The organism is Kitasatospora sp. NPDC088264 (assembly GCF_040685715.1).
In the GTDB taxonomy this organism is placed as follows: domain Bacteria; phylum Actinomycetota; class Actinomycetes; order Streptomycetales; family Streptomycetaceae; genus Kitasatospora.
In genome coordinates this window covers 1-11,124 of sequence record NZ_JBFBIR010000114.1, presented here as the reverse complement: position 1 = coordinate 11,124, position 11,124 = coordinate 1, and the positions used below count along the sequence as shown (strand labels likewise).

Annotated in this window: 9 protein-coding genes and 2 CRISPR repeat arrays; of the genes, 3 read left to right on the top strand and 6 right to left on the bottom strand. The window is 69.6% G+C overall.

The window, feature by feature from the left end; genetic code table 11:
* Positions 1-988: 988 nt before the first annotated feature.
* The 3 genes from AB0O82_RS38065 to AB0O82_RS38055 form a co-directional block, all read right to left on the bottom strand.
* Positions 989-1,252, bottom strand: coding sequence for a hypothetical protein (locus AB0O82_RS38065; RefSeq protein WP_363589541.1), 264 nt, complete (start codon positions 1,250-1,252; stop codon positions 989-991).
* Positions 1,253-1,851: 599 nt separating this feature from the next.
* On the bottom strand, positions 1,852-2,103 hold the full coding sequence (locus AB0O82_RS38060; protein WP_363589540.1) for a type II toxin-antitoxin system RelE/ParE family toxin: 252 nt from the start codon (positions 2,101-2,103) through the stop codon (positions 1,852-1,854).
* On the bottom strand, positions 2,100-2,357 hold the full coding sequence (locus AB0O82_RS38055; RefSeq protein WP_363589538.1) for a type II toxin-antitoxin system Phd/YefM family antitoxin: 258 nt from the start codon (positions 2,355-2,357) through the stop codon (positions 2,100-2,102). The genes AB0O82_RS38060 and AB0O82_RS38055 overlap by 4 nt, the downstream gene beginning before the upstream one ends.
* Positions 2,358-2,410: 53 nt before the next feature.
* Positions 2,411-2,559: direct repeats of the CRISPR family, unit length 24 nt; unit sequence TCCGCCCGCGCGGAGGTGGCCCGG.
* Positions 2,560-3,503: 944 nt separating this feature from the next.
* On the opposite strand from AB0O82_RS38055, the gene AB0O82_RS38050 reads away from it, so the two are divergent.
* The 3 genes from AB0O82_RS38050 to AB0O82_RS38040 all read left to right on the top strand — a co-directional run bounded on the left by AB0O82_RS38050 (position 3,504) and on the right by AB0O82_RS38040 (position 7,795).
* Positions 3,504-4,817 carry an ankyrin repeat domain-containing protein gene (locus tag AB0O82_RS38050; RefSeq protein ID WP_363589536.1) on the top strand — a complete coding sequence of 438 codons (1,314 nt, stop codon included), beginning with the start codon at positions 3,504-3,506 and terminating at the stop codon, positions 4,815-4,817.
* A gap of 897 nt (positions 4,818-5,714) precedes the next feature.
* Positions 5,715-6,059: direct repeats of the CRISPR family, unit length 29 nt; unit sequence GTCCGCTCCGCCCGTGCGGAGGTGGCCCG.
* Between the two features lie 336 nt (positions 6,060-6,395).
* Positions 6,396-7,250: a winged helix-turn-helix domain-containing protein gene (locus tag AB0O82_RS38045; RefSeq protein ID WP_363589534.1), complete on the top strand. Its 855-nt coding sequence runs from the start codon at positions 6,396-6,398 to the stop codon at positions 7,248-7,250.
* Positions 7,247-7,795: a transposase gene (locus AB0O82_RS38040; RefSeq protein ID WP_363589532.1), complete on the top strand. Its 549-nt coding sequence runs from the start codon at positions 7,247-7,249 to the stop codon at positions 7,793-7,795. Before AB0O82_RS38045 ends, AB0O82_RS38040 begins: the two co-directional genes overlap by 4 nt.
* Positions 7,796-7,813: 18 nt before the next feature.
* Here the strand turns inward: AB0O82_RS38040 and AB0O82_RS38035 are convergent, their stop codons facing one another.
* The 3 genes from AB0O82_RS38035 to AB0O82_RS38025 form a co-directional block, all read right to left on the bottom strand.
* Positions 7,814-8,578, bottom strand: a complete 765-nt coding sequence (locus tag AB0O82_RS38035) for a TIGR04222 domain-containing membrane protein (RefSeq protein ID WP_363589530.1) — start codon at positions 8,576-8,578, stop codon at positions 7,814-7,816.
* Positions 8,579-8,896: 318 nt separating this feature from the next.
* The gene (locus AB0O82_RS38030) at positions 8,897-10,108 is read right to left on the bottom strand and encodes a hypothetical protein (protein ID WP_363589528.1); all 1,212 of its coding nucleotides are present in this window, start codon (positions 10,106-10,108) and stop codon (positions 8,897-8,899) included.
* A complete protein-coding gene (locus tag AB0O82_RS38025) occupies positions 10,105-10,440 on the bottom strand; it encodes a hypothetical protein (protein ID WP_363589526.1) in 336 nt (111 codons plus the stop codon). Before AB0O82_RS38025 ends, AB0O82_RS38030 begins: the two co-directional genes overlap by 4 nt.
* Positions 10,441-11,124: the final 684 nt, after the last annotated feature.

Sequence of the window (11,124 nt, the reverse complement as noted above, 5' to 3'; positions counted from 1 at the left end):
GAGCGGCCGAAGCCGCTCCCACTGGCCGTCAGTCAGATCACCCCTACTCCCCATAGTCGTATCAACGACTCAAGTGATCGGCAGGACACGGCCTAATCCTCTCGAAGTCGGTGGCCGTTCTGCTGATCAACGAGGAGACCCTCGTCATCACGCTCGTGCAGATCACTTCCCCCTTCTAAGAGCGCACAGCCACCCTCTCGCGTCCTGCGATGCGTTCCCCGTCTGGTTAACTCCGCCCACGCGGAGGTGGACCGTAGCAGTGATGGACGCGCAGCCCGTGCTGCTCGCTAGCTCCGCCATTGCGGAGGTGACTCAGCGTGAGGCGCGATTCGGCGGCCAGGGCGGCCAGGCGTCCGCTCCGCTCGTACTGAGGCGACCCTGTCTGGCGGCCGAATGCCCTGGACGAGGAGTCGTTCGTTCGCGCGGAGGTGACCTGTGGGGCGAGAACCAGGCCGCCGACCCGATCGTGTCCGCTCCGCCCGCGCGGAGGTGACCCACCTGGGGTGTGCCTCGACTTTCCTGCCGACGTCGTCGTCCGTTCCGCCTGCGTGGAGGTGGCCCGTCCTGTTCCAGGAGGGCATCCAGTGAGGAGGGACAGCTGGACAGCTGCCTCTCGGCGGCCGCGGTGTCCTACCGTCGTAGTGCCGTCGGGTAGACCTCGATCCGCGGGCCGCCTTGGGCTGGGGCGAGGACGTCGCGGTAGTGGTGGTCGAAGGAGAGGATCGCCGGGCGCTGGAGCCGCCAGGCGAGGACGGCGTTGACGGCGTCGGCCAGGCCGAGGGCGTGGCCTTGGTACTGGCGTAGCAGTTGCTCGGCGTCGGCGTAGAGACGCCGGTCGGCGGGCGGCAGGACGACGAAGCCCTGCCCGGCGGGACCCGGGCGAGGGAGAGGGCCTGGGCACCCTGGGCGTGGAGGTCGTCCTTGCGGTTGAAGGCGGCCAGCAGGGCGGAGGTGTCGGCGACCGCGACGCCCAGCGGTGCGGTGGCGGTCACCGGCCGGTGCCTTCGTGCATCCACTCGTCGGCGCTGGCGGCCAGGTCCGGCGGCCCGTCGAACAACGCCCAGTCCACCAGCGGCTTGGTGGGGATCGGCAGAAGGCCGGCAGCGTGCTCGATCGCCAGCTCCTCCGGGGTACGGCCGAGTACGGCGGCCAGGTCCCGCAGGATCTGCGCTTCCACCCCGGACACGGTGACGCTCGCGGTGATCGACGGCTGTGCCGGGGGCTCCGGGGCCGGTTCCGACTGAGGGCTCATCTTCGCTCCGTCCAAGGGGGTGGGACTGCAGGTCGACGGTAGCGTTCGGCGGGCGGTCCGCGGGCCGATCCCGCTCACGCGGCACCGGTAAGGGTCACTGGTGGGCGGGCGGGGCGTAGCGGGACCGCCGCGGTGCGCGCCGCCTGGTCGTCGCGGGCCCGGCGTTCGGCGACGGCCTGGTTGCTGGCGGTGGCCATGGCCCGGGCGGCGGCCTCGTCTCGGGCGGCCTGGACCGCGACGGCGTCGGCGAACGCGTTCTCGGGCTCGCGCTGGCGCAGGATCGCGTGCTCCTGGCAGGCGATGGCGGCGACGACGGCAGGGTTGGCGACGGCCGGGGTACGCCGATTTCCGCGAGCGCGCGGTGGTTAGGCGGCGCACCCGTCGTCGCGGGTGCGGACCGGTGCCCCGGGCTGCGCGGAGGTGACCCGAACTCGTCGGCCGGCACGACGACAGCGGGGGTGTCCGCTCCGCCCGTGCGGAGGTGGCCTGCGGGTCTCGCCCTCGTCGTGCTGGGCCTCGTAGTTCGCTCCGCCTGCGCGGAGGTGATCAGATCCCCTGGGGCACGTTCGGGTCCAGGTCTGGTCCGCTTGTTCGGGTGGTCAGCCTGTTCGACCGAGGTGGATCACGACGATGGTGACGGTGGCCTCGGTGATTTCGTACATGACGCGGTAGAGGCCGACGTGCATCCGGCGCAGGTCGGGCGAGCCGTATTCCGCGGAGCCTGGCGGGCGGGGGGTGTCGGCGAGTAGGTCGACGGCGTCCATGACCTGGCGTAGGCCGTCGGGGTCGTCCTTGAGGAACCGGGCGGCGGCGTTGATGGCCGGCTCGTCCCAGATGATCGTGTGGCTCAAGCGGCGGGTCCCAGGCCGAGCTGGGCGCGGACCTGCTCATGCGGTACGGCTGTGGTCTCGCTGGCGGCCTGCCGGGCCCGGTACTGGGCCAGGGCGAGGGCGTCCTCGAGGTCGGCCAGTTCCTGGGGGTTGATGAGGACCGCGGCGGGCTGGCCGTGGTCGGTGATGGTGATGCGTTCGCGGGCGTGGGAGGCACGCCGGACCAGCATCCCGAGGCAGGCTCGGGCCTCCGTGATCGGCAGGGTGTCACTCATGTACCAAACTGTACACTTCACGCAGGATCTGTACAGTAGGATCGTCCGACCTTCGCTCCGCCCGCGCGGAGGTGGCCCGGTCAACGTGGCTGGCCGGCGGTCCCCGTACTCGTCCGCTCCGCCCGCGCGGAGGTGGCCCGGCCGCGTACGCCAGCATCGACTGTGGGATCAGGTCCGTTCCGCCCGCGCGGAGGTGGCCCGGCGACGCTGGCCGCGATGACGGCGCCGATGGTGTCCGCTCCGCCCACGGAGGCCGTCGTCTTCGAGCACCGCGCCGGCGTCCGCTGTGTCCGTACGGAGGCGACCCGACCGGCGCCCACGGACAGGACCGGATCGACGTGTCCGCTGCGCCCGTGCCGAGGTGGTTCAGAACACAGCCAGTGTCCGCGGCGCGTGGCACGATGAACCAGCGCTCCTTGACACCACAACAGCACCATCGACCTGGCTCCATGCCATGGTCAAGAAACAGCAAAGGCGCTGCTGCCCCGCAGGTCAAGAAGGGTCCGCTCCGCCTGCGCGGAGGTGACCCGGTGCAACATGTCGAGGGCACCCGCTTGGAGGAGTCCGCTCCGCCCGCGCGGAGGTGGCCCGTTCTTCGCGAACGGGGCGATTCCGGGCGCCGTGTCCGCGCCGCCCGCGCGGAAGCGGTCGTCGTCGAGCACCGCGCCGGCATCCGCTGCGCCCATGCGGAGGTGACCCGATCGCCCACGGCTCCACTGTCCTGCGCTGGACGTCCGTTCCGCCTGCGCGAGGTGACCCGATCTGAGGCGCGTGGCAGTGGTGGGTGTGGGTCCGCTCCGCCTGCACGGAGGTGGCCCGTCCACGACGGCGGTGTTCACCTGCCAAGCCTTGTCCGCTCCGCCCGAACATCGCACGTCAACGGGCGGCATCTATGCTGCTGTCCGCAGCCGCAACATGATCTTCAGGAGTCCACACAACCCTTGATGATCACGCGGTGGCCGCTCCAGATCTACCGGGTGTGACAGGCTGCTTCAGCCAGTGGGATCTGCGCAGGACGAGGCTCGGGATCGACCGCCCATGCGACATGCCGTCAGCGGGCCGACGTCCGGATGCTCAGCCCATGGCTCCGGCCCGGGGACGGCGTGACGGACTCGGCCAACGACGTCTCTCCCGGCCTGCGGCTGCGTGGCGATCGAGTTCAACAGGGGGTTGGGGATGGGCGAGGATCCACTCATCACGGCGGTGCGGAGCGGGGACGAGAACGCGGTCAGAATACTGCTCGAGGACGGGGCGGATCCCGACGTCGTCGACGAGCAGGGCACCCCCGCACTCTGCCTGGCCATCTCAGCGTTCAACTCGACGATCGCCAGCTATCTGGTGGAAGGCGGCGCGGATACAGACCGCCAGCTGCCCGACGGGACCACACCCCTCTTGCGGGCCATCGACAGCGGTTCCATCGGTCTCGTCTTCTCCCTGCTCGGTGACGCAGCGCTGACCTGCGAGGCCACCCGGGTGGAACTGCTGGCACGCGCCCGGCGGTGGCACGAGACGGGCACGGTCGCCATGCTCCGGGAGCGGACCGGCACCTCGGATGCGGCCGAGCGGGTTCGCATCAGGGACAGGGAATGGACCACCGAGTACCACGAGCTCCGGCTCGGCGGAATGACTGTCCGCGACGGCCACACAGGGATCCTCACGCTCCTCGAGAAGCACTTCGGACTGCACCTGGGCATTGACGAATTGGCGGCCCGCGCCTGCGCACTCGAATACCCGGACTATGAACACGCCGTCTGGTCGGAGATCGTCAGCACCCTTGCCCGGCGGCAGGACGACGAGACCTGGGAGGCTGCGGCGGCACTGCGGGACCATCCCGATCCTCTGCACCGCCGCCTCGGCGCGGAGGTCCTGGTCTGCCTCCACCTCGAGGCTGACCTGACGAACGTCCCAAGTCCGTTCGAACAGCGCACGCTCGAGCTCCTCCTCGACTGGGCAAAGGAGGAGGGACACCCGGACGTCCTGGCCGAGGCCCTGGCCGGCCTGAGCCACCATGAGGACCCGAGGATCGAGCCGCTGGGGCTCTCATTCCTTGCCCACGCTGCCCCACAGGTCCGGGTCGTGGTGCCTTCGACCCTGAGAATCGTGAACTCGGAGAGGTCTGGGCGGAAGACGTTCACCTCCGAGGGGCTGAACGTCCTGCTTGCACTGGCCCGAGACACCAACTCCTCCGTTCGCCAAGCCGCCGGTTACGGGCTCGCGTACAGCCTGAATCCGGAACCCGCCATCGGGGACACCCTGGCCGGTCTGCTCGATGACGATGACCAGCAGACCCGGATCTGGGCCGTCTATGGACTGGCCGAGCGGGACGATCCGCGCTGTATCGATGGCGCCGACCGGGTGGGATCCGTCGACGAGTACGAGTCGTGGTCCTGGATACTCGGTGCGCCCTCACGGTACGAGCAGCGCCAAAGGGAACGGGAGGCTCAGGCCACAGCCGAGTAGCGAACGCTCGCCTCTGTGCTCCGCCCGCGCGGAGGTGACCCGCTGGTCGCCGCCGGAGTCAACACCACTGAGCCGTCCACTCCGCCCGCGGAGGTGACCCGATGTGGACCTCCGCGCGGTAGTACTGCGTCTGGTCCGTTCCGCCTGCGCGAAGGTGGCCCGCTGCCCGCACAGTCGTGGGTGTCCGACCTCGCGTCTGCTCCGTCTGTGCGGGATGGCCAGCCGCCTTCGCTGAGCAGAAGGAGGGCTCTGGCGTCTGGTCTGTCCGAACCAGCAGCTCCGCTCCGCCCGCGCGGAGGCGGTCGTCGGGTACCGCGCCGGCGTCCGCTGCGCCCGTGCGGAGGTGACCCGGTCCTCGCGAACCGGCAACAGCTACTTGATCGGTCCGCTCCGCCCGCGCGGAGGTGGCCCGCGCTCCATCAGCTGCTTCTCGGCGGGGAGTTTGTCTGCTCCGCCTGCGCGGAGGTGTGGTCGACGGTGGGCACCAGGTGTCGTCCGCCCACGCGGAGGTGGCCCGGGTCAGATCGGCCGCGTACCGGTCATGATCCTGCTTGCTGTGCCTGTGCCGAGGCGACCTGCCAACGGGGCAGGCGTCGTCTCGGCGGTGCGGTCCGCTCCGCCTGTGCGGAGGTGACCCGGCGGCGGTCCCGTCGGCGAACTGCTCGATGTGGTCCGTTCCGCCCGTGCGGAGGGTTGGGCGGATGGCGAGCACCAGGGTGTCGTTCTCCGCCAGTGCGGAGGCGGCCAGGTTGCTCCCGATGACGTGATCGGTCCGGTGTCCGCGGTGTGTGGCACGATGCACCAGCGCTCCTTGACACCACAACAGCACGATCGGTCTGCCTCCGCGCTATGGTCAAGAAATAGCAAAGGCGCTGCTGCGCCGCAGGTCAGGAAGGGGTCCGCTCCGCCCGTGCGGAGGTGGCCCGGCCATCAGCGACGTGGACGAGGGGCGCATCTCGTCCGCTCCGCCCGTGCGGAGGTGGCCCGTGAAGTTGTTGACCTTCTCCGGGTTTCGGACGGTCCGCTCTGCCCGTGCGGAGGTGGCCCGACGGACTCGCGGCTCATGTGGCCGGCCTTGGTGTCCGCTCCGCCCGTGCGGAGGTGGCCCGGTGGACGTCGGCAACCTGACCTCCGCCCCCGCGTCCGCTTGGCCCGCGCGGAGGTGACCCGCCGCAGACGTCCCGCGCCATGGCGAGCGTTGGGATACGTTCTGTTCTGCTCTGCCAGCGCGGAGGTGACCCGTCGTCCCGGCGCTGCTTTCTCTCCGCCTGCGCGGAGGTGGCCCGTTGGTGACGTGCCGTACGTCATCGCGCTGTCGGTCCGTTCCTCCTGTGCGGAGAGTCGGACGGATGGCGAGCACCAAGGCGTCGTCCTCCGTCGGCCCGGAGGCGGCCAGGATGCTCCCGACGACGTGAGCGGTCCGGTGTCCGCAGCGCGTGGCACGATGAACCAGCGCTCCTTGACACAACAACAGCACACCCGGTCTGACGCTGTGGCACAGTCAAGAAATAGCAAAGGCCATGCTGCACCGCAGGTCAGGAAGGTCCGCTCCGCCCGCGCGGAGGTGGCCCGAACACCGTGAGCCCTGTCGCCTTCGCGTCCGGGTCCGCTCCGCCCGCGCGGAGGTGGCCCGGACGTCATCCGGGTGGCGAGGGCTGCGCGGTGGGACTCGCGCAGGCAAAGGGCGCGGGCAGCGTCGGCCAGGGCGAGCTCGTCCTCCACGCACGGCCGGTGGGCGCTCTCCGGCTCCCGGATCCGGTTGTAGTGGTCGAGGAGGATCTGCTCGCGCCGGGCGGCTTCCTCTTCACGGGCGGCCTGGCGGGCCTGGGCCTGCTCGCGCATCTGCCCGGCGGAGCTGCTGGTAGGCGGGGCTGTCGGCCCGCGGCGGAGCGGGCAGGCCGGACGCCGGTTCAGCGTGGCACGGGGAGACGGCGACGGCCTGGTCGTCGTGCTCGGTCCGGGCGACCGGCACGGTTCGAGGTCGGTGAGAAGACATTGGCAATCGCCCGGGATCTTCGGGTCGGCAGGCGGCCGGTGGAGCGGTGGCGGCAGGCCTGGCGTGAGGGCGGTGCGGATGCCCTGTGCTCGGCGGGTCCGACGAGCATGCCGAAGCTTTCGGTAGCCCAGTTCGCTTCGTTGGAAGATGAGTTGGGCAAAGGGCCGGTCGCTCATGGGTTCGAGGGTCAGCGCTGGACGCTGGCCCGGGCCCAGGCGGTGATTGGCCGCCGGTTCCGGCTTACGCTTTCGATCGCGACCGTGTGGCGGTTGCTGAAGCGGCACGGCTGGTCCTGGCAGGCCCCGGCCCGCCGGGCACTGGAGCGGGACGAGGACGCGGTCGAGCTGTGGAAGCAGGAGGTGTGGCCGCGGGTAAAAGCACCGCGGCGGCGCTCGGGGCCTGGCTCGTCTTCGAGGACGAGGCTGGATTTGCGATGACGCCGCCGCGCGCCCGCACCTGGGGCCGACGCGGGCACACGACTGTCGTCCGTGTCCGGGGACGCTCCCGCCGCCGAATCTCGGTGGCCGCCCTGTGCTGCTACAAGCCCGGCGAGCAGAGCAGGATGATCTATCGCCCCCGCTTCCACCTACCACTCAAGGGAGCCCGCAAGAGCTTCGCCTGGACCGACTACCGAGACCTGGCCGTCCGAGCGCACATCCAGCTCGGTGGCCCGATCGTCCTGGTCTGGGACAATCTCAACACTCACCTGGCTGTCGGCATGAAGCAGTACGCGGCCGAGCACGAGCGGCTCACCGTATTACAACTGCCCTCATACGCGCCGGATCTCAATCCGGCCGAAGGTCTTTGGTCGCTCCTGCGGCGCGGCCCGACGGCGAACACCGCTTTCACCGACCCGGACCATCTCACCCGCACCCTCCGGCGAGGCCTGCACCACATCCAACTCCGGCCCGCCCTCATTGACGGATGCTTGGCTGGCACTGGTCTGTCACTCACTCACCCCACTGAACCCACGACCCGTTAAAGATTCAGTGGCGACCTCTCAGGTTCCGTCGCCGCCACCGGAAAGGGCACTGAATCCGTACGAGTCGCCCTCGGAACGGGCGACGGTATCCCTGGTGGCACGGCCATCGAGCAAACCGGCGCAGGCGGCGAACTCCGGCACCAGCAGACGCAGCGCCCGGCGCCCGTGAAGCGCGACAAGGAGCCCGATCTCCCCCGGCCCGGCCGACGCGGCACCGGGAAGGGGATGCAGGCGGCGCATCTCGCGCAACAGCTGGTGCCCGGCCAACGTCCGCGCCGGGGCGCACAAGACAGTGAGCGAGAGCACGGCCAGGGGCAGACCCGTCCAGAGGGCTTCCTGCGCCGCGATGGCCACGGCCGCACCGCCTGCTGCCATGGTCAGCAGGCCAGCCGCTGTCAGCCGAGCTCGGCCGCATCGCAGGCCACGCCCGGCCAGTTCGGCGCGCACCTCTTCCCGAGCCCGCCGCACAGCCGGAGCGGCGGCGGTATCAGCCAACGACAGCTCCCGGCCGAACGCCGTCCACACGGCCCGGTGCAGGGAAGTCGCGTCACGTCCGGGGCCGGTATGCACCACCCGCCGAAGCAGGCCACGCCGACCGACATCGATTGCCCCCGCAAGGTGGAGTTCCACCACGGCCACTGTCAGTGCGGCCTTCGAACCGCCCCGCAATCCCGCGGCACCGGCCACCGCCAGGCCGTCCGCCCGCCCCCTAACAGGCAGCCACCGCAACAGCCCCGCACCGACAAGCCCGGCCACCACGCACACGAGACCGATCAATCCCATCACGCCCCCCGTCAACGGACAGCAGGCCCTCCCCGGTCCGCCCCCAGAAGAATGACACGGCCGGATAACCGCCGCTCAGCAGTCAGGCCCCAACCCTGTGCCTACTGCATACCACCGGCAAATCGCAGGGAGCACCATCTGCCATCACCGACAACACGACGAAAACCTCAGTAGTGGACGCTGCCTCATCCTGGAGGTGTGCCTGGTCCAGGTTCTGGTCGTGGGAGAGGGCGATCTCGTCTGCGAGGTGGTGATGCGGATGCTCCCGCTGGCGAACTGGACGGCGATGCCGGCGGCGATGTCGAGGTTCCCGTCCGTTCACGTCTTCTGCCGATCCAGCCGATCCGCGCGGGCGGCGGCCCAGGGGCTCAGCTGCCGGATTCTGATCTTGTGGAAGTGCCGGCGCATCGCTGCCGCGTCCTTTTGCCAGTCGGCCATTTCGGCGATCTGGTCCTCGGGTACGTAGGCCGCGCGTAGCGCGGACGCCCCGCCGACCCGGATCCCCTGGGCGGTGACGGCCTTCGCCGTGGCTTCGTTCAGGAGTGCGTTGTAGCCGAGCTCAGCTCGTTGTTCCTCGGTCAGGTGGAGCACGCTCAAAAAGGAGAGCTTCGCGCGGGCCTTGACGATGGCGGTGACCGTTTCGTTGGAGAGGTACGAGAGGTCTAGCCAATCCTCGCGGCTGATCTCGTCCTCCTTTGGCCTGCCGTCTCGATGCCGAGGCCTGGTCTGTGGAGTGAGACGGACCTGGAGCCGGCCAGCCTTGTCGAGCGCCCGGAAGAGCGCTTGGTCCATCGGCATGTGGATCATGCGGCCGTAATCCAGCCAGGCGCGCATTCGATGCACCGGACACAGCTGGGGGGCGTCGTCTCGGGCCGGGATCCACGCCTCGAACCCGGAGCCGTCCTCGCGGCTCCTGTGGCCGACCAGCCGGACGGCGATGCCGTCGGCGTGCAGGACGACGCTGGTGGGGACCAAACGGGCCAGGTCGATCCGGCGGCTGAGCAGGTGCCAGCCCACGGACAGCATCGCGGCGTCACGCAGGCCGACACCGCGACGGGTGTCCTCGTCGCAGTGGACGAGCATCTTCTCCAGGTCGGGCTCCAGGACCGTCGGCGACTGCTTCTTGGCGCTGGTGGCCGACCGCGTCTTGCGGAAATCCGCGATCATCTTCGTCGTCTGCATGGTGCCGGGCCGGGTGTGCTCGGTGCTCTCCCGTTCCTGCCACGTAACCACCGTGCTGTGATAGGCGGAGACCGTGTTGGGGTCGTAGACCCCGCCGAGGATCATCCACCCGACGTACTCGATCAGCGTCGCCGTCGTACATGGCAGCGCGACCCGGCCCCGGTCAGCGCACCAGCGCTGGAACATCCCGACCCGGGCCCGGTAGTTCCGGTCGGTGCTCTCCACGTTCGACTCGGTGAGTAGGCGTACGACATCCTCGGTGATGACGAAGTCGGCTGCGGTGTACTTCGGCGCGACGAAGGGCATCTCGACCACTTCGCCGTCCATGACCTCGGCCTCGGTACTCACCACGCCCCCACCACCGTGTAGGCGGAGACGTAGTTGATGACGGCGAGCTCGTTCAAGCGCCATCGCGCGATACCCGGGGCGAGGCCTCGTCTGCCGATGCCGCGCAGCTCGACGTGAACGGCGGGGGAGGTTTCTTCGTCGCTGGTGATGGTGACCGGCTCCTCGGTATACGGGCGGCCGGCTCGGTGCGGGTGCTCGGCCAAATCCCTTCGCGCCTCGGCGATCACCCCCGAGCGCCCGCTGACGTCGGCCAGGAAGTTGCCAGCGATGCCCCGCCGCCATGTATGGGCGACCAGGGCGGGGATGCCAGAGGTGATGGCGGTAGTGCTCACTGCGGAGTTCCTTGTGGTCAAGCCCATTGCTGGTGGCGGGAGTTCACTAGTTGCGGTAATCCTCGCATGCGAGCGTTCCCGGCCGGCCTTCCCGTCCTCCTGCCATTGGCCGTCGAGCCAAAGGAGGTCCGGGTGATCGGGGTGGCCGTGCCCATAGCAGCGCGATCGTGCATAGTCGCCCAGTGTCCCGGACGCTGCACTCCAGGCCGGTGCGGATCCTGCGGAAGTGGTTCCGAGTGTCGGCCGGCATCGCGGATGCGGCCAACTGATCGTCGATGCGGTGCTGAATGGAGGCAGCGATGGCGGTCCGCTCGACGTGGGAGACCGCCGGGGGCGGTTCTGACGTTACGAGGCCTCTCTTGCACGCGCAGGGTCAAGTCGGGAGAAGGCCTCTCACAGCAGTTGCCTCGTGTATTGGGGTTTATGCGAAGCTAACGACCTTAGCCCGCGACGGAAGGTCAGACGAGGGTGTAGGGGCTCCGCGGAACGTTCCGCGGAGCGGGGGGTCCCTGCCCACTGGACCACCTACCGGCCCTGGTAGGTGATCACATGCGGAGCGCCCGGCCCTGCGGCCGGGGCCGTTAGAATACTAGGTTCTGTCCGCGCGATCATGAGCGGAGCCAGATGGCCAGTGCGGCGACCGTGACTGTGCCGAGAAAGACGTACACGCGTTTGTCGTACCTG